Source organism: Bacillus cereus group sp. BfR-BA-01408 (genome assembly GCF_022663305.1).
GTDB classification, from domain to species: Bacteria; Bacillota; Bacilli; order Bacillales; family Bacillaceae_G; genus Bacillus_A; species Bacillus_A pacificus.
Genome location: NZ_JAKUFF010000045.1, coordinates 14,989 through 37,815 on the forward strand (window position 1 = coordinate 14,989; position 22,827 = coordinate 37,815).

A 22,827-nucleotide genomic window follows, 5' to 3' on the forward strand; every position below is an offset into this window, starting at 1 on the left:
TCATTTCACCTCTCATGCTACATGTTCTGATTTTTTAATTTCATCAACACTAATATAGTAACCTTCATCGTAATCGAATGAACGATAGATTAAGCAAGCTAAAATACCAATGCCGCCGATTGCTGCAAGCCAGAACCAGCTAAATACTAATGCGAAACCTGCAAGACCGAAGAATCCAGACGCAATAATAGGCACGCCAGAGTTACTTGGCATGTGAATTGGTTTAATATCTTCTGCTGCTGGTGTAACTGTTTCTCCGCGTTTCTTCATGTACCAGAAAGCATCAGCTTCTTTGATTTCAGGAAGTTTTGCGAAGTTGTAATGTTGTACAGGAGATTGAGTTGCCCATTCAAGTGTACGGCCATCCCATGGATCTCCAGTTGTGTCACGTTCTCCGTGACGAGCACTCCAAATTACGTTGTAACAAAGAAGTACGAAACCAATACCCATCATTACTGCACCGACAGATGCGATTTGGTTTAGCCATCCCCATCCAAGGCTTTCAGAGTAAGTGTACATACGACGAGTCATACCGTCTAAACCTAAGAAGTACATTGGGAAGAAACAGATGTTGAATCCGCTCATAAAGATCCAGAATGTCCATTTACCTAGGCGTTCATTTAACATATGACCAGTCATTTTTGGATACCAGAATGTGAATCCAGCAAGCATAGCGAATACTGTACCTGCGATTAATACGTAGTGGAAGTGAGCGATTAGGAAGTAGCTGTTATGGTACTGATAATCAGCTGCTGCCATACCAAGCATAACCCCTGTAACCCCACCGACTACGAAGTTTGGAATAAATGCCAATGACCAAAGCATTGGAACTGTAAAACGAATACGTCCTTTATACAGTGTAAACAACCAGTTAAAGATCTTAACCCCGGTTGGAATCGAAATCGCCATTGTCGAAATCGAGAAGAATGAGTTAACCGCTGGACCTGCACCCATCGTGAAGAAGTGGTGAAGCCATACGACGAAACTTAGTAAAGAAATTGCAACCATTGAGTATACCATCGCACTGTAACCGAATAGACGCTTACGTGAGAATGTACTAATGATTTCAGAGAAAATACCGAATGCCGGTAAAATAACGATATATACTTCAGGGTGACCCCATACCCAGAATAGGTTGGCCCATAACATTGGCATACCGCCGCTCGCCATCGTAAAGAAGTGAGCATCGAATAGACGGTCAAATGTCATTAATGCAAGAGCAACTGTTAATACTGGGAAAGCGAAAATAATGATAATTGTTGTAATTAAGATTGACCAAGTAAACATTGGCATTCTCATTAAAGTCATACCAGGTGTACGCATTTTTAAGATAGTAACAAGGAAGTTAATACCTGTCATTAACGTACCGAGACCTGAAATCTGTAATGCAATTGCGTAGTAGTTATTTCCTACACCAGAAGTAAACTCTGTACCTGCCATTGGGAAGTAAGAAGTCCACCCAGCGTCTGGAGAACCACCAATTACGAAAGCGATGTTGAATAACATTGCTCCGACAAAGAATAACCAGAAACTTAAAGCATTTAAGAACGGATATGCAACGTCACGAGCACCAATTTGTAATGGTACTACAAGGTTCATTAATCCCATAACGAATGGCATCGCCATGAAAAGAATCATAACTGTACCGTGTGTTGTGAAGATTCCGTTATAGTGTTCAGCGTTTAAATAAGTTGTTTCTGGGAATGTTAACTGTGCACGGATCATTAAACCGTCCATACCACCACGGAATAACATAATAACCGCAGAGATAATATACATGGCCCCAATTTTTTTATGGTCAACAGTTGTTAACCATTCGTCCCAAAGCCATTTCCATTTTTTATACTTTGTTAGTACGAAAATGATTGCTAATGTCACAAGAACGATAGAAGCGTCTGCACCGTAAATAATCGGGTCACCTGTGACAAAAAATTCATCAAGCTTCACTTTGTTCACTCCAATCTGTTGGAATTATAGCTATTATTTTTTGTTTTTGTAGTAGTTGTAATCACAATATTCAAGTGATTTTGGATCTACATAACTTAAGTGATGGCTAGAGAATGTCATACGACCAACTACACCAGGTTTAACAATTTCGTTGTACTTATCTTCTGTTAGTTTAGGAGCAGTTTGTTGTACTTCTTTAACCCACTTGTCATATTTCTCTTTAGTTTTTGCTTCAACTTCGAACTCCATGTGAGTAAATCCTTCACCAGAGAAGTTCGCGCTACGCCCTAGGTAAGAACCTGGCTTATCAGCTTGTAAATAAAGGTCCATAATCATGCCATCCATTGTGTACTTCATACCACCAAGTTCTGGTACCCAGAAAGCATTCATTGGGCCGACAGAAGTCAGTTTGAATTGAATTGGTACACCAGCTGGGATGTTTAAATAGTTAACGGTTTCAATTTTTTCCTCTGGGTAACTGAATAACCATTTCCAGTTTGCAGATGTAACATAAATCTCCACTGGTTTAATATGTTTGGACTCTTTCGGAACCTCTTCCGAAGCATAAGTTGCTTTTACTGTTGGAATCGATAATGCGATAACGATAATAACAGGAACAAGCGTCCAAATGATTTCTAATAATGTGTTACCGTGTTGTTCAGGTGGCTCATAGTCCATATTCTCTGGTTTTTCACGATAACGAATCAAGATGACTGTAAACAAGATGAATACAATTGCGATAATTAATGACATAAGCAAGAATGACCAAACAATTAAATCATACTGTGCTTTTGCAACAGGTCCTTGCGGATTTAATACTGCGAGTTTTTTATCACAGCCACCGAGGAACAGAAGTAATGATAACGGAAGAAGCGAAGCCAACTTCCAAAACGCTTTCTTTAGTTGCACGATTGAAAATCTCCTTTCTCCTTGGATTGAAACTATGCCAATAAAACAATATAAACCTATTAATTTATAGAAGGCAATAGTTTTTGAGATATTGTTAAAAAATAGACACAAATGCACACTTTTTAAGGTGAATATCATTTGTAACTTGATTACATTGTAAACTATTTTCCAGAGAAAAATGCGATTGTGAAAATTTTAAGATAAATAAAGTTATACCAGGATACCCAAGAAATAGAAAAAAGCTATCTTATGATAAGAAAGATAGCTGAATATTTTGTATATTTAGTTTACTTCTTTTTTTAGACTTATTTGTTGTTCAAATGTGACAATTTTTTTATATTTCACTTGATATAAAATGTAACAAATAACCATAAATGGAATACCGCAATAAAGAGCGATTCTCTGATCTGGAATGAAAGCTAAACTTACAAATGTAATGAAATTGAGTGAGAATGCTACGATTGGAACGAGCGGATAAAGTGGTGTGCGATATTTTAAATCATTGATGTCACCACCGTTTTTCACGAAGTTTCTACGGAAGAAAAACTGTGAAGCCGCAATTGACATCCAAACGACAACGGCAGCCATTGCTGCGATAGATGTTAAAACTAAAAAGACAGTATCTGCTGCAAATATACTTGTTAATAGGGATAGACTTGCAAAGATTAGACTGAAAATCAATGCGTTTAATGGTACACCTTTTTTCGTTAACTTCGTAAATGCTGGACTTGCCATTCCTTGTTTTGCCATCGCCCAAAGCATACGTGAATTTGCGTATAGACCAGAATTGGCTACGGATAATACAGCTGTAATAATAACAAAGTTCATAATGTCTGCAGCATATGGAATACCAGCTACATCAAATACAAGTACAAATGGACTTTCGACTAGATTAGCCTCTTGCCACGGGAGTAAACCTACAACAACTGATATGGCTAGGACGAAGAAGAATAGCGTTCGCCAAATGGTATTTTTGATTGCTTTTGGAATTGTTTTTTCAGGATTCTCACTTTCTCCTGAAGCGATTCCGATTAATTCTGTTCCTTGGAAAGAATAATTCACTGTAATCATCGTAAGAAGAACAGCCAATGCACCATTCGGAAATAATCCGCCATTTTCAGTGAAATTGTGAAGCATTGGAGCTGGTTTTCCGTTAAAGTCTAGTAGACCGAACATAACTGCACCACCGAGTACGATGAAAATAACGATGGTTGCGACTTTTACACTAGCGAACCAAAATTCTGCTTCTGCATATGCTTTTGCTGATAGAGCGTTTACAAGAAAGAGTGCTGCTGCAAATGTAACACACCAAATCCACGAAGAAACATCTGGAAACCAGCGTTTCATTAAAATACTTACAGTTGTTAACTCTACTCCAACTGTAACAGCCCAATTTAACCAATACATCCAACCGACAACAAAACCAAAACCAGGTGAAATAAATTTGCTTGCATAGCTTTGGAATGAACCTGCTTCTGGCATAGCAACAGATAATTCACCAAGACATAACATCGTTAAATACATAACAAATCCACCAACTAAAAATGCAAGAATAGCACCACCAGGGCCGGCGTTATGGACGATTTGACCAGATCCCATAAATAGGCCAGTTCCGATAACACCACCAAGTGCAATCATAAATAGGTGTCTACTTTTCATTGTACGTTTTAAATCTGTTTGTTCTACTTGTTGATTCATATGCCCCTCACCCCGTTATTTTTATATGTGTTAACTGGTTTTCATTCTGAGTTTTTAATCATTAGTGGGGGATATGACACATACTCGGTTTATTTACTATGAAATGAATGGAGTATGTAAAAAACGAACTATGACTAAATACCCTAAGAATGTTTTTATTAACAAGGTGATATCTTCACCATGTTAATTATTTCGATTTTAGCAAAAAAAATCAGAAAAGTATATTGTTTTTTCTTTTTATTAAAAATAATTAGAATTTTATAACGATGTAGTTGTGAACAATAATTCACAGAATCTTTCTAGCAAACTAGCAAGAAGAAAGGTACAATGGTAGGAGGTATGTCTGTAAAATAATAATTAATGGAGTTTTGTTTAAAATGAAAAAGTTAAAATATCTTTTTGTTTTTGGAATTATATTTGCTGCAGCGTTTTTTATAGGGAAAGATAAGATTATACAAAAGGCACAAGTGCTACGCTTAGACTTTCTATCTGAAATGAAAGAAGCGGCTATGATTGAAAATGTTCCGTTTATAAAGCAGTTACCAGAATTACCTCGTGGATGTGAAGTGACAAGCTTAGCTATGTTGCTACAATATAAAGGTGTACAAGTAGATAAGATGCAACTTGCTAGTGAAATTCATCGAGTTCCATTTGAACAAAATGGTTTGCGCGGAAATCCTTATGAGGGGTTTGTTGGAAATATTTATACGAAAGCTGAACCAGGATATGGTGTATACAATAAACCAATCTTTAATTTAGCAGAAAAATATGTTTCTGAAAAAGTAATTAATTTAACAGATAGAGACGTGAAAGATCTATATAAAGTAATTAGTTCTGGTTCTCCAGTATGGGTTATTATTAATACAACGTTTCAGCCGCTAGCTGAAAGTAGTTTTGAAACATGGAATACAAGTTCTGGTGAAGTGAAAATTACATATTTTGAGCATAGTGTAGTAGTAGTTGGATACGATCAAAACTTTGTATATGTAAATGATCCACTAAAAAATAATCCACGTTTCGCTGTTCCACGAGCAGAGTTTGAGAAAGCGTGGGAGCAAATGGGGAAACAAGCAATTACTATTTTATAATAATGAAAAAGCCATCTTTTGATGGCTTTTTATTTTTAAGTAACCATGATAGAAAATTCAGAAGATTCTTTTAAAAGTTAACAATTCACGTTATAATAACATTTAACTTGGTGAAGAAGGGGAGAAGAGAAATGGATGTTGCAAAAGAACTTGTTTTGTCAAAGGATCAGTTGGTTGAGTGGAGAAGGCATTTTCATAAGTATCCAGAGTTATCTTTTCAAGAAGAGAAAACATCGCAGTTTGTATTCGATATACTTCGGGAAATTCCATGTTTAGAAGTATCAAGACCTACTAAATATAGTGTAATGGCAAGGTTGATTGGAAAGCAGCCTGGTAAAATAGTTGCGGTTCGAGCTGACATGGATGCTCTTCCTATTCATGAAGAAAATGAGTTTGACTTTATTTCTACATATCCGGGTGTAATGCATGCATGTGGCCATGATGGACATATAGCGATATTACTTGGAGTTGTACATAAGTTAGTAGAAGCAAGAGAGAAGATTAAAGGGGAGATTCGTTTTCTATTCCAACATGCTGAAGAAAATTTTCCTGGTGGTGCAGAGGAAATGGTTGCAGCGGGTGTAATGGAAGGGGTCAATTATATTATTGGTGCTCACCTTTGGGCATCGTTAGAGGTTGGAAAAGTAGGTGTAATTTATGGTCCCGCAATGGCTGCTCCAGATGTTTTTAAAATTATAATAGAAGGAAAAGGTGGCCATGCTGGAATCCCTCATGAAACAGTTGATAGTATTTCAATCGGTACACAAGTGGTTTCGCAACTTCAGCAAATTGTATCTCGGCTCACGAATCCGTTAGATTCTCTTGTAGTATCTGTTACGCAATTTCACGCTGGGACAACTCATAATGTGATTCCAGAGCAAGCGGAGATTGAAGGGACAGTGCGGAGTTTAAGACATGAGTTGCGAGAAGAAACAGAGAAAAGAATTGAACAGATTGTAAAGCATGTGACGGAAGCTTACGGAGCGAAATATACGTTTTCGTATGAATATGGATATCGTCCAGTCGTAAATGATTATGAAGTTACAGAGATTATTGAGCAAACAGCATTACAGCTTTATGGAAGGGAACGAGTTACTCGTTTACAGCCGACGATGGCTGGAGAAGATTTTTCAGCGTTTTTACAAAAAGCACCAGGTACATTCTTTTTTATCGGTGCAGGAAATAAAGAGAAAGGAATTATATATCCTCATCATCACCCTCGTTTTACGATTGATGAAGATGCATTACCGATTGGTGTGCAAGTCTTTGTATCATCGATTATGAATTTCATAAGTAAAGGAGAATGAGATGAAGAAAATACACGTATTAGCGCTTATTCCAGTTTTTTGTTTAGTTGTTGGACCCGTATTTGCTAATTCAGTTACTCCTTACATATTAGGGATGCCATTTTTATTATTTTGGATATTATTATCAGTGCTTATTACATCTCTTTGTATGGGGATTGTGTACGTATTTGATCCTGCTAATAAGGGGGATGTAAAATGACCGCATTACTTATCATTATTTTATTTTTGTTTCTCGCACTATTTTTAGGAATTCGGGCACAACATGGAAAAGATATGAATTTAGAGCAATGGTCAGTTGGAGGAAGGGGCTTTGGTACTATTTTTGTTTTTCTTCTTATGGCGGGTGAAATTTATACGACATTCACATTTTTAGGTGGAAGTGGATGGGCGTATAGTAAAGGAGCACCTACTTTTTATATTTTAGGTTATGGTGCATTAGCTTATATTTTATCTTATTTTTTATTACCACCAGTTTGGAAGTATGCAAAAGAGCATAATCTAGTTTCACAGCCAGATTTTTTTGTGAAGAAATATAAGAGTCAGGCACTTGGCCTTATCGTTTCTATCATTGGGGTTATTTCGATTATCCCATACCTTGTTTTACAGTTAAAAGGATTAGGAATTATCGTTTCGGAAGCGTCTTACGGAAGGGTATCGCCAGTTATAGCAGTGTGGATTGGCGCAATTGTTATAACGATATATGTAATGGTTTCAGGTATACACGGCTCTGCTTGGACGGCCGCTTTGAAGGATATTATGATCCTATTTATCGTTATGTTTTTAGGTATATATTTACCGCACCATTATTACGGAGGATTTCAGCCGATGTTTGAAGCTGTAGAAGCAGCAAAACCAGGGTTTTTATCTTTACCTGATGAAGGAATGAGCATTTCTTGGTTTGTTTCTACTATTGTATTAACAGCTCTCGGTTTCTATATGTGGCCCCATACATTCGCCTCTGCTTTCTCTGCAAAAAATGAAAAAGTATTTCGTAAAAATGCGGCCATTATGCCACTGTATTCTTTAGTTTTACTTTTCGTGTTCTTTGCAGGGTTTGCAGCTATCTTACAAGTTCCAGGATTAAAGGGAGGGGATGTAGACCTTTCGTTATTCCGTCTGGCTCTTCAAACTTTTGATCCTTGGTTTATTGGGATTATTGGTAGTGCCGGAGTTTTAACGGCATTAGTTCCAGGTTCTATGCTTGTCATGGCCGCTTCTACATTATTAGCGAAAAATATTTACCGAACAATGGTCCCATCTGCTTCGGATCGACAAGTGGCAAAAACAGCGAAATTATTTGTTCCTGTAGTAACGCTTGTAGCTGTTTTGTTTACTTTTAAAGGTGGAGAAACGATAGGAGCACTTCTTTTAATGGGATATAGTATAGTGACACAGCTTTTCCCTGCACTTGTATGTAGTCTGTTTCCACGTCAGGTTATTACGAAGCAAGGAGTGATTGCGGGGATGGGGATTGGGTTGTTAGTGGTTGCGTATATTACTTTATCGGGTTCAACTATAGCTACGATGTTTCCGAGTTTCCCTCAATATATAAAAGATTTAAATGTAGGTATAGTCGCGTTGTTAATGAATATGATTGTGATGTTTATCGTTAGTGGGTTCACGAAAAATGTGTCTATAAAGACAGACAATATAATAGTAGAAAAGTAATTCTTATGCTAGAGCTATCTTTGAAAAGAGATAGCTCTTTTTTGTATATATTTTCTTCGATTAGCGGAATCTAACTAAAAACTTGTTGAAAAGGAAGTTAGGTGGGGGACTTGTTAGAGCTAAAAGGTAACTTATTTGAAGTTATGAAAAAAATTAGGGATGAGTTAGGTTCACCGAATGATTTAACAATTAGGGAAGTTGCCCTTGCTGGCAGTTTTACACGTTGTGCTGTTATTTTTCTGTGTGGGTTAACAGATAAGGATAATGTTTATAAATATGTAGTTCGTACACTTCAATATGAAGAAGTACAAAAAGAAGCAGCTATCGTTCAAACGTTATTGGATCGTTTTATTTCTATTGCGGAAGTCGGTAAGAAGACAACATTTCCGGATATTATAAATGCGATTTTAGCGGGAGATACAGTTATATTAATTGATAATATTCAAACAGCTATCGTGATTAATAGTAGAGCTTGGGAAAAAAGAAGTTTAGAACCGCCAGTAACAGAAGATTTAATACGTGGACCGAGGATTGGATTAAATGAAGATATTAACGTGAATAAAATGTTAATTCGCCGTAGTTTACGTGACCCAAAGCTGAGATTTCAATCTTATATTATGGGGAAGAGATCCCAAAAAGAAGTGACTTTAGTATATATAGAAGACATTATTAATCCTTACATTGTAGAAGAGCTAGATCGGCGTCTTCAATCCATAGTGACAGATGTCGTTTTTGAGACGGGTACAATTGAGCAATTAATTCAAGATAATAATTTGTCGCCGTTTCCGCAGTTTTTGAATACGGAAAGGCCTGATAATATTGTGGCCTCATTAGCGAAAGGAAAGGCAGCTATTTTGGTGGATGGATCACCGTTTGCCCTTATAGCTCCGCTAGTATTTGTTGATATTTTTCAATCTGTGGAAGATCATTATGAGCGTTGGGTAATAGGGACTTTATTAAGAATTTTGCGAATGGGTTCTGGTATAGTTGCAATTTTAATGCCAGCGATGTATGTAGCGCTCGTCTCATATCACCAAGGACTTATTCCTTCTAAATTGGCTTATTCGATTGCCGGGGCAAGAGAAGGTGTTCCGTTTCCTGCCTATATTGAAACGTTAATGATGGCATTAACGATGGAATTAATACGAGAAGCGGGAATTAGGTTACCGAAACCGATGGGACAAACAATTGGGATTGTAGGTGGTCTTGTAATCGGAGAAGCAGCGGTGAACGCAGGAATTGTAAATCCGTTTTTAGTTATTATTATTGCGGTTACAGCTATTGCTACATTTTCACTTCCAGTGTATAGCATCACAATTACGTTTCGAATTTTACTTTTCGTCTTTGTATTAGCAGCAACTGCTTTTGGGTTGTATGGAATCATTCTAGCTCTTATTGCGCTTGCTATTCATATTACAAATTTAACAAGTGTTGGTGTACCGTATACGACTCCAATTGCTCCTGCATTTTATAAAGATTGGAAAGAAGAGTTTATTCGCATGCCAAAATCAATGTTGAAAGAGAGACCGGAATATTTACAAACAAAAGATTCTACAGTACGTCCAAAGGAGCGAGAATAATTGAAACCATTTGAGTATGGCGATGAAGAAATTGGATCTCGGGAAATTGGGTTTGCGGTATCATCGACCATTATTGGTATAGGCGCATTATCTATGCCAAGGGATATTGCTAACCAAACTTTATTTTCAGATGGTTGGATTATTTTGCTTTTGGGTGGATTGATATGTGCAGTTTTAGGCTGGTTTGTAACAAGGGTGGCTATTTTATTTCCAAAACAAAACTTTGTTCAATATACGAGTGCGCATTTGACAAAGCCGGTAGCATACACGATTAGTATGGTTTTAGTATTAACGTTTGCTGCTTTGACAGCATATGAATCACGAATGATTGCAATTATTTCGCAAACGTATTTATTTAGTGAGACACCAGTACAGCTACTATCTTTTTTCTTCTTATTGGTTGTTATCTATGGAATAGCAGGATCGAGAGCAGCTTTGTTACGATTAAATGTTATGTTCTTACCTATTGTTTTAATTGCAATAGTGCTTCTTTCTTTATTAAATATAAATTTAATGGAAATAAACAATTTGTTTCCAGCTTTCCAAACGGAAGTAAGTCAATACGCTGTTGGGGTTAAAAATTCTATATTCACATTTATTGGATTTGAGGTAGCTCTGTTTTATGCTGTGTTGTTGAATGATAAGACAGCGAAAAAGGCACCAATGGCAGTTGCGAAAGCAGTGATAGTAAATGTGCTCTCATACATTTTAATTTATGTAACGTGTATTAGTGTTTTTACGTATATGACAACTCGTGGATTGACATACCCAACAATTGAATTAGGGAAAGAAATTGAAATTGGTGGAGGCTTTTTAGAAAGGTTCGATGCAATTTTTTTTACGACTTGGATTATTACTATTTATAACACTACAGCCATGTATTATGACGTCGCATCTCTATTGTTTTGTGCTATGTTTCCGAAAGTGAAGAAACATATTTTTATTTTCGGAAGCGCGCCTCTAATTTTTATGCTGAATATGCTCCCGGGTAATTTAAATACGTTATCAAGTTACGGAACGTATTTAGCGTGGATAGATATGGGGTTTGTCGTATTAGCTCCTTTGCTAGTTTTTATTGTATATAAAATAAAAAGAAGGAATGGTAGAAATGAAACACCTTCTTAAAATTATAATGGTTATGGTTTTAGCTGGATCTATAAGTGGGTGCTCTGAACTAGAAGAAATAGAAGAAAGAGGATTTGTAGTAGGCGCAGCTTACGATATTGTGAAGAAAAAGAAATCAAATCCGATTATGAAAGGGACGTATCAGATGGTACTTCCCAGTAAGTTAGCACAACAAAGTGGACAGGGCGATGGAGATAGTGAAAATTATATTAACGTAAGTGCGAAAGCAGATAGCGTCTTTGAGCAAATAAGAATAATTGCTAAAAAAATTAGTCGAACATTATTTTTTCCGCATATACAAGTCATTATTTTTTCGGATGAATTACTAGCAAATCCGTATGTTTTGCAAAATACGTTAGATGTATATTTTCGTGATCATGAAATGAGAAGAAATATTCGTTTGTTCGTTTCCAAGAAAAATGCAGAATCTATTTTAAAACAGAGTGCAAAACCTGAAAACTTACCGGCGCAGTACATTGATATGTTAGCTGAACATCCTCCGAAAAATGCTCAAATGATTGAGGCAGCGAGAATTGGTGAAGTACAAGGGAAAATGATCGCAGATCGAAGTTTTGCATTACCTCTTTTAGGGTTAACTAAACAAGGCGTACAAATGGAAGGAGCCGCATTAATCCGTGGAAAGGATAATAAGTGCGTTGGAACTTTGAGTGGAGAACAAACATTAGGAATGAACTATGTAATAGGTAAGAAAATTGGAGGTTTCTTTACTGTTCGTAAAAAGAATCAGCTCATTACATATGAAATTCATAAGTTGCGCCGAAAGATCCAAGTGTCTACTGAAAATGCTACAAAACCGAAGTTTGATATTCATTTGTCCACAGAAGGCATATTAGCTGAGTTACATTTTAATGAACCGAAACAAGTGATGAATGAAAAGCTTTTAAAGAAAGAAATTTCAAAGGAAATGAAGAAGCGTATTGAAAAGTCTATACAGCTTGTTCAAAAAAAATATAAGGTAGACGTATTGGAATTAGGAGAGGTATATAAGAGGCATAATTATAAAGAGTGGAAGAAAATTAGTAAGAATTGGGATCAAGGCCAGAATTATTTTAGTAATGCTGAAATTAATGTTCACGTTGATCCAACAATTGAACATTCAGGTTCAGCATTACCAAAGAAAGTGAAGTAAGGTGATGGAAGGTGTTTACTGGATTAGGGATTAGTTGCACAATATTAATGGCAGTTCTTCCGGGAGCTATATACTACATTCATAAAAAAATTACAACGTATGGAGCGCAGCCTTGGAATAATGATGTGCAAAAAAAGAAACCTGAATAATTTCAGGTTTCTTTCGCACAAAGCATATGTGAAGGGGGATACCTTCTATGTATGCTTTGTTTTTATACAAGCCCTAACCAATGTACCAATTGTGTAGAGAGGAATGTCACAACAATAGCGATAACGGTAGGGATTGCAAACGATAAGAATGTCCATTTTGCACTTTTTGTTTCTTTATATATGTTAACCAGTGTCGTTCCACATGGGAAATGAAGAAGTGAGAACAACATTGTGTTTAACGCCGTTAACCAAGTCCAACCATTTTCTAAGAATAGATTTTTAATTTGATTAAAATCATCTATTTCAGTTAAAGCTCCGGTTGATAAGTAAGACATTAATAAAATCGGGATAACAATTTCGTTCGCTGGTAGTCCAAGAATGAACGCAGCTAGAATAAATCCGTCAAGTCCTAACATTTTAGCGAATGGATCTAGGAAGTTTACAAAATACATAAGTAGGCTTGTGTCACCGATGAAAATATTAGCAAGTAACCAAGTTAATGCAGCCGCAGGAGCAGCTACAACAACAGCTCGTTTTAAAACATAGACGGATTTATCGAGTGTTGCACGCACAATTGTATTCCAAACCTTTGGCTTACGGTATGGCGGTAACTCGAGTGTGTAGTGAGTTGGAACGCCTTTTAAAGCTGTTTTTGATAGGACCCAAGAAACGGTTAATGTCATAACGATACCAATTACAACCATTCCAACTACAACTCCAGCAGTAACCAATGTTTGCATACTACCTGTATAACCGGCAGCCATAAATAATGAAGCCATTAAAATTAACATAGGCCAGCGACCGTTACAAGGAACGAAGTTGTTTGTTAAGATTGCAAGCATACGTTCACGTGGTGATTCAATAATACGTGTTGACATAATGGCTGCTGCATTACAACCAAAGCCCATTGCCATTGTTAAAGATTGTTTACCATGTGCACCAGAGCGTTTGAATAAGCGGTCCATATTAAACGCAACTCGTGGTAAGTATCCGTAGTTTTCTAATAGTGCAAACATAGGGAAAAAGATGGCCATAGGTGGTAACATAACGCTAATAACAGCACCGATACCACGGAATAAACCAAGTATTAAAATGCCATGTAGCCATTCAGGTGCATGTGCTGCTTGAAACCAAGATGTTAAATATCCTTCGGCCCATCCGAAGAACTCAGCAATCATATCAGATGGTACGTTAGCCCCTGCAATTGTAAGATAAAAAATGATAGATAAAATACCAAGCATAATTGGGAATCCCCAGATTGGAGATGTGAAAATTTTATCTAGTTTTTCAGAACGATACAATTTATCCGTATTTGTATATTGAACAGATTCTTTACATATGCTTGCAGATGTTCGGTAAATATCTCCGACAATATCATCTCGTATATCCTCTTTTGATAGTGCTTGTGCATGTTGAATAATATAGTCTAATGGAAGAGCTTTACTGGCTGAGTGAGATTCCATTCATTACGACCTCCCTTACAAGTGGTTCATTATGGTGTTTTTGAAGTGTAGTTAAGAAATTTTTATCGCCATCTAATATACGTAACGCAATCCAGCGTGCTGGATACGTATCACCGAACACTTTATAAATTTGTGGTTCTAATTCCTGAATCATATTCTCGATTTTTTCGCTGTAAGAAATTTTAATTGGTGTTGGAATTAGCTTTTTATTTGCTACTTTGGCAATAACATTTAGTAAATGACCGATGCCTACTCGGTTACGAGCGGAAATTTTAACTACAGGTACACCGAGTGATTTTGCTAATTTCTTTTCATCAATAACGATGCCTTTTTTCTCAGCTTCATCAATTAAGTTAATACAAATGACTACGTTGCTCGTCATTTCCATCACTTGGAGTGCTAAATTTAAATTTCGCTCCATAGCAGTTGCATCGACAACAACTACAGTTACTTCTGGTTTTTCAAATATAATATAATCCCTTGCTACTTCTTCATCTGCAGAATTTGAATATAGTGAGTAAGTTCCAGGTAAATCTATTAATGTATATTTACTACCGTTATGTTCATATTCCCCTTCAGCTTTTAAAACAGTTTTTCCTGTCCAGTTTCCAGTATGTTGTTTTAAGCCTGTTAAAGTATTAAATAATGTACTTTTCCCGGTATTCGGGTTGCCGGCTAAAGCAATGCGATGTTTGCTCATCTGAAATCATCTCCTATTAATATCCCGAAAATAAGGGAGCTTTCTTCCTTACGTAGTGCAATAGTGGTGTTGCTTACTTGATAAGCGACCGGATCTCCAAGTGGACTGCGTTGTAATACTTTAATTGTTGCCCCAGGGATAAATCCTAAATCTAATAAACGTCGTTTCATAGTTCCTTCTAATTGTATCTTCTCAATTTGTACAAACTCTCCTGTCTTAAATTCGGAAAGTGGTTTTATATTAGCCGATACCATAAAAGTTACCTCATCTCTATATTGTTAGTTTAAGTTTAAAAAGTTTCCTTAGGTAAACTTTTTGTTAGTAATATAGTAGACTACATTGGATGATGCTGTCAATTGGTACTTTAAAAATATTCATTTATTTTTAGAATTGTTCCAATTTATTTAGTTGTACTAAAAAATATTACTGAAATTCTGTGTAATGTGCATAAATTAGGCGTGTAAAAGTAACAAAATACAGCGGAATTGTAAATGTAACTTTAACTAAAAGGGAAAAAGAGCGAAAAACATTTACATTTAATTTACATTGTTAAGAGTAAATTTACATTACAGCTTAATTAGTGTGGATTTTGTTGGGTTCTTTAACTATAAATGTTGGGATTCCTAGTTTTTAAGGATTATTATCGTCATTTACTTAAAATTAAAAATTGCTTAACACTCACATAATATTATTGTCCTACAATGAATTTGTGTTCGAAAGAAGTAGATAAATGTGAAAAGTGATAATCCAAATGGGGGTACAAGACATGGTCATGAAAAAGGGTATTAAATTTTCTTTAGCAGCTTTAGTGGTAGCGGGTTCATTAGCGGGATGTGGAAAAGCAGAAGAGACATCAGGTAAAGATGCTAAAGGAAGCGATAATGCAAAACAAGAATTGTCAGGTACGATAGCAGCTGCAGGCTCTACAGCACTTCAACCTCTTGCAGAGGAAGCTGGAAAGAAATTTATGGAGAAAAATTCAAACGTTTCTATTCAAGTGCAAGGTGGCGGTAGTGGAACTGGAATTAACCAAGTAGCTTCTGGTGCGGTCCAAATTGGTAACTCAGATGTTCCATCTGCAGATAAAATAAAAGATGCTGATAAGGCGAAAGAATTAGTAGATAACAAGGTGGCGGGTATTGCATTCGCACTTGTCGTAAATAAAGATGTAAAAGTTGATAACTTAACAGTACAACAAGTACAAGATATCTTCACTGGAAAAGTAACAAACTGGAAAGAGGTAGGCGGGAAAGATGAAAAAATCAACGTAATTAACCGTCCAGCTTCTTCTGGTACACGTGCTACATTTGAAAAAACAATTATGAAAGATGCGAAAATTAATGACGGAACTGGTACTACACAAGATTCTAACGGTGCAGTAGAGCAAGCGATTAATTCTACTCCAGGTTCAGTAAGTTATTTAGCAATGTCTTACATGGTTGGCGAGAAAAAAGGTGCGCTACAAACAGTGAAAATTGATGGTGCTGAACCAAAAGTTGAAAACATTGCGTCTGGTAAATATCCATTCTGGTCTTACGAGTACATGGTAACGAAAGGTGAAGCGAAAGAAGCAACAAAAGCTTACATTGACTATGTAAAAGGTAAAGATTTTGAAAAGCAAGTAGAAGATATGGGTTATATTCCAATGTCTAAATTAAATAAGTAATAAAATTTATGGGGCTGGCTGCAAGGCCAGTCCTGTTCATTTCAATTTATGAAGTGGGGTCTGTCCTGTGATGAAGGGGAAAAAACAAATTAATTACGTGAAAAGTGAATATATAGGAAGATCACTTGTTACGTTTTGTGGTATTTTTATTGTTTTAGTTACATTAGCTATTATTGCGTTTATTTGCGGTAAAGGAATTCAATCTTTTACGCAAAGTGGTATCTCGTTTACTGAGATGTTAACATCGACAAAATGGAGTCCAAATGCTGATGAGGGAACTTTCGGGGCTGTAATTTTCATTGTAGGTTCAACGGTGGTTTCGTTAGGTGCGGTTATTATTAGTGCACCAATTGCTATAGCTCTTGCTATATTCATGAATTTAATTTCGCCGAAGTTTGGAAATAAAGTATTGAAGCCTGTTTTAGAATTATTAGTTGGTATTCCTTCGGTTGTATACGGATTATTAGGGGTTACAATTTTAGTACCGCTATTACGTGATTCGTTTGGGGGAGTAGGGTTTAGTTTAATTGCAGGTATTATTGTCCTGAGTATTATGATTTTACCTACTATTGCTAGTATCGCTTCTGATGCAATACGCTCTGTTCCATTTGATTATTTAGAAGCTTCTTATGGTTTAGGATCAACGAAATGGCAAGCGATTAGCCGAGTAATTGTTCCTGCTGCGAAAAAAGGGATTTTAACAGGTGTTGTTTTAGGTTTAGCGCGTGCTTTTGGTGAAGCGTTAGCGGTTCAAATGGTAATTGGGAATACGGTTAAATTACCAGAAGGAATATATAGTCCGACAGCAACGTTAACTGGTATTTTGACAATGGATATGACAAATACATTAAACGGAACTGCTTGGAACAATGCGCTATGGACTTTAGCAATGATTTTACTTGTTATTTCATTCCTGTTTATTTTAGTTATTCGAGCAATTGGGCAAAGAGGTGAGCGATAATAATGAATGCAAGGACGGTAAATAAAGTTTGGACAGGTATCTTTTATGCGGTTGCGGCTTTAGTCGTAGCTTTACTAGTGTTCTTAGTATTTGAGATTTTACAAAAGGGATGGGGTTTTTGGGATCCTAATTTCCTGTTTGGAGAACCAAGCAATACAAGAGCTGGTGGTGGGATTGGTCCGCAGTTATTCAATTCATTCTATATGCTTGTTATAACGCTTATTATATCTATTCCACTTGGATTAGGCGCTGGAATATATTTAGCAGAGTATGCAAAACAAGGACGTTTTTTAAACTTTGTTCGTTTATGTATCGAGACAATGGCATCTTTACCTTCTATTGTTGTTGGTTTATTCGGTTTGTTAGTGTTCGTTACAATGACAGGATGGGGATACACAGTAATGGGTGGTGCCCTTGCTTTAACGATTTTAAACTTGCCAGGTTTAACACGTGTTTGTGAAAATGCGATTTCAGAAGTTCCTGCTAATGTGAAAGAGGCGAGCCTTGGGTTAGGTGCAACAAAGTGGCAAACGATCACTCGTATTATTATCCCGTCGTCATTACCGCAAATTATTACAGGTGTTATTTTAGCGGCAGGTCGTATATTTGGTGAAGCAGCAGCATTAATTTACACAGCGGGTTTAACATCTCCAATTTTAAATTCAGCAGCGGACTTCTCAAGTCCTGCTCATCCTTTAAATCCATTTAGACCAGCTGAAACGTTAGCGGTTCACATTTGGAAGTTAAATTCTGAAGGGATTATCCCAGATGCGAAGTTAATTGCGACAAAATCTGCAGCTGTATTAATTATTATGGTATTACTATTCAATGTTATTTCACGATTAGTAGCATCTATATTGCACAAACGTTTTACAGGAGCGAAAAGAAAAAGTAAAACGACGAAGAAGGTAAAAGCTGCATAAGCTGTAAAGGGGAACTCTCTACTTATAAGTAGGGGGTTCTTTTTGAGTTTTAATATAGAAGGAAAAGGTATAGCGATTGTTGAATTTGTAATTCGTTATATAAATAAAGTGAAACTTTAATTAGTGGGGTCTTGCTGCTCGCGAATATTAGGATAAGAAGATGAAAATGAGGGAGTGGGTTTAATTTGTTTTTTCTGCAAATGTCAGGATTTCCTGGATCGGGAAAATCGACAGTTTCTAAGTATATAGCGAAGTTAACAGGTGCTGTAATTGTAGATCATGACGTTTTGAAATCAGCGTTGTTACAGTCATTGGAAATGAAAGGGATTGAATCAGCGGTTGTTGGAGGAGTATCATACGATGTTGAGTGGGCATTGATTGATTCTTATTTAGACCAAGGGCATAGTGTGATATTGGATAGTCCATGTCTATATGAAGGAATGGTTGAAAAAGGAATGAAACTGTCTAATAAACATGGTGTAAAATATAAATATATCGAATGTTATCTTAATGATATGGAAGAGATTAATAATAGGCTGCAAACACGTAAGCGTATGGTCAGTCAGGTTGGTCGAGTGGATTCCGAAGTAGCTTTTAAAAAGTGGTTAAATGGTAGTAAAAGACCTTTACATAGTGAATATCTTATTGTGGACTCTAGTGAACCGCTAGAGCGGTATGTGGAAAAAGTGATGGATTATATGAGCAGGTAGAGAAAAAGCGTTATCTTCATTCATGAAGATAACGCTTTTCTTTTAAATATCAGGTGTTTCTGTAGAAGTGCTTATTTTTCTACGAGAGCGTCTTTTTCTCCCGATTTTATCTAATAGTTCATACATAACTGGAACGACTACTAATGTAAGAACAGTTGAGACTGCCAAACCACCGATAACAACAACGGCTAGGCTTTTTGATACCATACTTCCTGCTTGTGATTGGCTAAATAGGAGTGGGAGCATAGCAACAATTGTTGTAATAGCTGTCATAATAATTGGACGTAGTCTAGTGGAACCTGCTTCGAGTAAGGCTTCTCTCGTTTCCATACCATGTTCCCGGTTTTGTTGTACTCTTTCTATTAATACGATAGCGTTTGTAACGACAATCCCGATTAACATTAATGCACCGATTAAGGAATTTACATCAACTGGTGTTCCTGAAATGATTAATCCTAAAATACCGCCGACAGCAGCTAATGGCAAGGAGAACAAGATTGCAAAAGGAGCACGTGCCTGCCCAAAGGTAATAACCATAATTAAATATACAATCCCAATTGCAATCCCCATAATCTTGAATAAATCTGTGAAGTTCTCTTGCATAGATTCAGTGGCGCCTGCGATATTTACTTTTGCTCCGCTAGGTAAATCTAAGTCGGCTATCGCTTTGTTCACTTCAGTGCTTACCTTGCTTAAATCTTCATTTGAAGCTTCTGCGGTAATTTGAATCGTTTCTTTTCCATCTTTATGGAAAACTTCTGTTTGAAGTTGCTTTTCTGAAATAGTTGCAATGTCTTTTAAAGGAATTGGTCCATTAATAGGTGATAGTATGTTTGTGTTTAAAATGTCTTCTTGTTTAGTAATACTTTCTTTTTTATGTTCTATCATAATAGTAGTTTTTTCGTTATTGATTGAAACTTCACCAATAGGTGATTTCTTCATAAGGAATGCTACTTGTTGAGCTGCCAATTCTGGTGTTAATCCTAGTTGTTCGGCCTTTGTTTGATCAACATGGATTTGCCATTCTTTCTTAGAGTCTTCTAAATTCGTTTTTACTTTAGAAAGATCATCCATATCCTTTAGTTTTGTTTCGACGATAGTAGCAGCCTCTTTTAAATTCGTTTCGTTAGTGGCTGTTACGTTGAATTGCAAATTATTGCCGCTGCCAGAGCTTGAATAACTCATTTTTATATAATCAAGTTCCGCGGGCTCAAAAGTTTTATGTTCTTTCTTTAACTCTTTAATATACTGATCAATATCAGAACCTTTTTTAAAGACTACCAATATACTTGCGAGATTATTTTTGGTCGTTTGCCCCCATTGTGCATCTTCTGCGCTAGATCCCATTCGTAAAATAACATCCGTTACATCTGAATTAGAAAGTAGCTTCTTTTCGAAATCAAAAGCTTTTTGTTTTTGCGTTTCAGGAGCGTAATCAGCTGGGAAAGTCATATTAATAGATAACATTGTGTCGTCTTCAGATTTTATATTCGCTTTCGGTAGTAATACATAGGCGGCGATCGATCCTGCGAATAATAAAAAAGAAGTAAGTAGAATAATGAATTTATGCGAAAGAGCCCACTTTAATGTAGCGACATATCGTGGTGAAGAACTTGGCTTTTTGTGTTTTGTTTTTTTGAGTAGTAAAAAAGCCATAAGTGGAACAACTGTTAGTGCAACGATTAAGGATGATAGTATAGAATATACGACTGCTAATACCATAGGTAACATTAATTTTCCGATTACTCCTGATACGAGGCCAATAGGTAAAAAAACAGCGACCGTTGTTAAAGTAGAAGAAGTAATTGCGACGGCGACCTCTTTCGTTGCATCGAGAATAATATCTTTAGAGAAAGCTTCTTTTTGTAAACGTCGGAAAATATTCTCAATGACAACGATGCTATCATCGACGAGACGTCCAACTGCAACGGCTAAACCACCAAGTGTTAGAGTGTTAAGTGTGATGTTAGATTGGTGTAGTAAAAAGAGTGTTAATAAAATAGATAATGGAATACTGACAACAGCAATGAGTGTCGTTCGGAAGTTGCGTAAAAAGATTAAGATAATTAGAGTTGCAGCAATTGCTCCAAGGATTACTTCTTTTCCCATGCTAGTAACAGCATTTTCAACTTGTTCATGAGTTGACGCTAAAAGTTTAATAGAAAATTGATCTTTATATTGTTTACTTATATCTTTAATTTTTTTATCGATTTCTTTTCCGATTGCAACTGCATTTTTACTTGGCTCTTTCATGATGATTAATCCAGTGCCTTCTTCGCCATTTATATGTGAGATTGTATCGTAGTGTTGTTTAAGTTCAATTTGAGCAACATCTTGCAATTTTACTTGAGGTGCAACGGTGATGTTTTTAATGTCATCTACATTTTTTATATCTCCGATGACACGAAGGTTATATTCTTCTTTATTAACGGTAACAGCTCCAGCTGGAGTGGAAGTTTCTTTTCCTTGTAAAACTTTTAATATTTGTTCCGGTGTTACGTTTTTATCTTTTAATTGGTTTGGATCTAGTATAATAGATAATTCAGAAGTTGATTTTCCGAAAAACATAACGTTGGCAACACCATCAATGCTTTCGAGTTGTGGTACGATTTCTTTTTCGATTTGTTTTTCATCTGCTTTTGAAAATCCGTTTTGCTTTTGGATTGCAATTTGAGCGAGTGGAATCATAGAAGTATTTAATTGGCTAACTATCGGTTTTGTTGCATCTTTAGGTAATTTAATTGTAGTAAGGGCCTTCTCAACTTCACGTGTGGCATCTTTCATATTTGCTTTGGATGTATACGCGATATCGATGCGTGATAATCCTTCGTGAGTAGAAGAGGTGATGTTGTCAATGTGTTCTAAGTTGCGAAATTGTTTTTCAAGGGGAGCGGTTACTTCTTTTGTCATTGCTTCGGCGTCGAGTCCTGGAGATAAGGTTGTAACGGTGACTGCGGGATTATCGATACTAGGTAAAAATTCCATAGGTAATTTAGAGCCGGAATAAACACCGAGTATGGAAATGAGAAAAACCATGATGATAACAGCGGCGCGGTTTTTTAATGAAAACTTCGTTAACCTATCCATAAAGTAATTCCTCCATTGGGTTATTTGTAGTTGAGTACGTCCTTTCTTACTATATAACAAAAAATGGATATTTTTCATTAATTAAATGTAAAAAAATTCTAACAATAATCTTAAGTTGATGTTTCGTTGGAATTTCGTTATCTATCCCGCCGTTGGTCGGACGATAAAATTCTCACCTCGAATTCGGTGGGTGTGGGGCTATCTGCCAACAAATCAACATGTTCGTATTATTAGGAAGTGGCGAAGCTATTTTCTTTTTAAATGTGGACTTTAATGTAGAAGAGAATGAAAAGGTGGGAGGGATTATGAAAGGCAGTTTGGTTAATTAGAGTGTATTGGTATACAATCAAAATACTTATTTTCAGTAGAGAGAATAAAAGGTTTTACTATAGAAGAAAGTAGGATAGATAATTTTTTTTGTTTTTTTTATAAAAAAACACTTGTTATTTAAAAACCATGATGGTATATTAATAAACGTCGCTGATGCGGAAACGCAGAAAACGATAAAAAAGAAATTTTAAAACTTAGTTGACATTGAAAAATGAAGATGTTAATATGATGAAGTCGCTTCTGAAGCGATGGACAAGTTCTTTGAAAACTGAACGAAACAAACAACGTGAAACGTCAATTTTTATTTTAGATGCTAGACAAACTAACTTTATTGGAGAGTTTGATCCTGGCTCAGGATGAACGCTG

Annotated in this window: 20 protein-coding genes; 13 read left to right on the plus strand and 7 right to left on the minus strand. The window is 36.3% G+C overall.

Translation table 11 applies throughout. The features are described 5' to 3' along the window. Positions 1–12: 12 nt before the first annotated feature. The 3 genes from qoxB to MR083_RS17645 form a co-directional block, all read right to left on the minus strand. Complete coding sequence (gene qoxB / locus MR083_RS17635) at positions 13–1,947, minus strand: cytochrome aa3 quinol oxidase subunit I (RefSeq protein WP_000762378.1); 1,935 nt, start codon at positions 1,945–1,947, stop codon at positions 13–15. Between the two features lie 33 nt (positions 1,948–1,980). Further along, positions 1,981–2,856: a cytochrome aa3 quinol oxidase subunit II gene (locus MR083_RS17640; RefSeq protein WP_001176167.1), complete on the minus strand. Its 876-nt coding sequence runs from the start codon at positions 2,854–2,856 to the stop codon at positions 1,981–1,983. 282 nt (positions 2,857–3,138) lie between these two features. Continuing rightward, positions 3,139–4,554, minus strand: a complete 1,416-nt coding sequence (locus tag MR083_RS17645; RefSeq protein WP_001076070.1) for an amino acid permease — start codon at positions 4,552–4,554, stop codon at positions 3,139–3,141. 377 nt (positions 4,555–4,931) lie between these two features. Here MR083_RS17645 and MR083_RS17650 point away from each other — a divergent pair, with 377 nt between their 5' ends. The 8 genes from MR083_RS17650 to MR083_RS17685 all read left to right on the plus strand — a co-directional run bounded on the left by MR083_RS17650 (position 4,932) and on the right by MR083_RS17685 (position 12,621). Continuing rightward, entirely contained in the window at positions 4,932–5,642 is a 711-nt protein-coding gene (locus MR083_RS17650) for a C39 family peptidase (RefSeq protein ID WP_000734471.1), read from the plus strand. Between the two features lie 131 nt (positions 5,643–5,773). Continuing rightward, complete coding sequence (locus tag MR083_RS17655; RefSeq protein ID WP_242269662.1) at positions 5,774–6,949, plus strand: amidohydrolase; 1,176 nt, start codon at positions 5,774–5,776, stop codon at positions 6,947–6,949. A 1-nt stretch (position 6,950) separates the two neighbouring features. Continuing rightward, on the plus strand, positions 6,951–7,148 hold the full coding sequence (locus MR083_RS17660) for a DUF3311 domain-containing protein (protein ID WP_000719858.1): 198 nt from the start codon (positions 6,951–6,953) through the stop codon (positions 7,146–7,148). Beyond that, positions 7,145–8,617, plus strand: coding sequence for a sodium:solute symporter family protein (locus MR083_RS17665; RefSeq protein ID WP_242269663.1), 1,473 nt, complete (start codon positions 7,145–7,147; stop codon positions 8,615–8,617). The genes MR083_RS17660 and MR083_RS17665 overlap by 4 nt, the downstream gene beginning before the upstream one ends. A gap of 101 nt (positions 8,618–8,718) precedes the next feature. After that, positions 8,719–10,197: a spore germination protein GerLA gene (gene gerLA, locus MR083_RS17670; RefSeq protein WP_242269664.1), complete on the plus strand. Its 1,479-nt coding sequence runs from the start codon at positions 8,719–8,721 to the stop codon at positions 10,195–10,197. Next, the gene (gene gerLB / locus MR083_RS17675) at positions 10,198–11,322 is read left to right on the plus strand and encodes a spore germination protein GerLB (protein WP_000801997.1); all 1,125 of its coding nucleotides are present in this window, start codon (positions 10,198–10,200) and stop codon (positions 11,320–11,322) included. Continuing rightward, positions 11,306–12,472, plus strand: coding sequence for a spore germination protein GerLC (gene gerLC, locus MR083_RS17680; protein WP_242269665.1), 1,167 nt, complete (start codon positions 11,306–11,308; stop codon positions 12,470–12,472). The genes gerLB and gerLC overlap by 17 nt, the downstream gene beginning before the upstream one ends. A gap of 11 nt (positions 12,473–12,483) precedes the next feature. Further along, positions 12,484–12,621 carry a hypothetical protein gene (locus MR083_RS17685; RefSeq protein WP_000493992.1) on the plus strand — a complete coding sequence of 46 codons (138 nt, stop codon included), beginning with the start codon at positions 12,484–12,486 and terminating at the stop codon, positions 12,619–12,621. Positions 12,622–12,683: 62 nt separating this feature from the next. On the opposite strand, the gene MR083_RS17690 is transcribed toward MR083_RS17685, so the two are convergent. The 3 genes from MR083_RS17690 to MR083_RS17700 are packed head-to-tail and all read right to left on the minus strand — an operon-like array spanning position 12,684 to position 15,038. After that, on the minus strand, positions 12,684–14,084 hold the full coding sequence (locus tag MR083_RS17690) for a nucleoside recognition domain-containing protein (protein ID WP_000443586.1): 1,401 nt from the start codon (positions 14,082–14,084) through the stop codon (positions 12,684–12,686). Next, positions 14,062–14,784 (minus strand): FeoB small GTPase domain-containing protein, encoded by a 723-nt coding sequence (locus MR083_RS17695; protein WP_000033861.1) that lies wholly within the window; start codon positions 14,782–14,784, stop codon positions 14,062–14,064. Before MR083_RS17695 ends, MR083_RS17690 begins: the two co-directional genes overlap by 23 nt. Further along, on the minus strand, positions 14,781–15,038 hold the full coding sequence (locus tag MR083_RS17700; protein WP_000252983.1) for a FeoA family protein: 258 nt from the start codon (positions 15,036–15,038) through the stop codon (positions 14,781–14,783). The genes MR083_RS17695 and MR083_RS17700 overlap by 4 nt, the downstream gene beginning before the upstream one ends. A gap of 512 nt (positions 15,039–15,550) precedes the next feature. Here MR083_RS17700 and MR083_RS17705 point away from each other — a divergent pair. The 4 genes from MR083_RS17705 to MR083_RS17720 all read left to right on the plus strand — a co-directional run bounded on the left by MR083_RS17705 (position 15,551) and on the right by MR083_RS17720 (position 19,044). Continuing rightward, entirely contained in the window at positions 15,551–16,450 is a 900-nt protein-coding gene (locus tag MR083_RS17705) for a phosphate ABC transporter substrate-binding protein PstS (RefSeq protein WP_000245115.1), read from the plus strand. 70 nt (positions 16,451–16,520) lie between these two features. Beyond that, positions 16,521–17,411, plus strand: a complete 891-nt coding sequence (gene pstC / locus MR083_RS17710; RefSeq protein WP_011040013.1) for a phosphate ABC transporter permease subunit PstC — start codon at positions 16,521–16,523, stop codon at positions 17,409–17,411. Positions 17,412–17,413: 2 nt separating this feature from the next. Beyond that, the gene (gene pstA / locus MR083_RS17715) at positions 17,414–18,334 is read left to right on the plus strand and encodes a phosphate ABC transporter permease PstA (RefSeq protein WP_000994138.1); all 921 of its coding nucleotides are present in this window, start codon (positions 17,414–17,416) and stop codon (positions 18,332–18,334) included. A gap of 185 nt (positions 18,335–18,519) precedes the next feature. Then, positions 18,520–19,044 (plus strand): P-loop nucleotide/nucleoside kinase family protein, encoded by a 525-nt coding sequence (locus MR083_RS17720; protein WP_000465760.1) that lies wholly within the window; start codon positions 18,520–18,522, stop codon positions 19,042–19,044. Between the two features lie 42 nt (positions 19,045–19,086). Here MR083_RS17720 and MR083_RS17725 read toward each other — a convergent pair whose 3' ends face one another. Further along, positions 19,087–22,131: an efflux RND transporter permease subunit gene (locus MR083_RS17725; RefSeq protein WP_000375570.1), complete on the minus strand. Its 3,045-nt coding sequence runs from the start codon at positions 22,129–22,131 to the stop codon at positions 19,087–19,089. Between the two features lie 555 nt (positions 22,132–22,686). Here MR083_RS17725 and MR083_RS27850 point away from each other — a divergent pair. Next, positions 22,687–22,821: a hypothetical protein gene (locus MR083_RS27850; protein WP_254916515.1), complete on the plus strand. Its 135-nt coding sequence runs from the start codon at positions 22,687–22,689 to the stop codon at positions 22,819–22,821. The last annotated feature ends 6 nt before the right edge of the window (positions 22,822–22,827 follow it).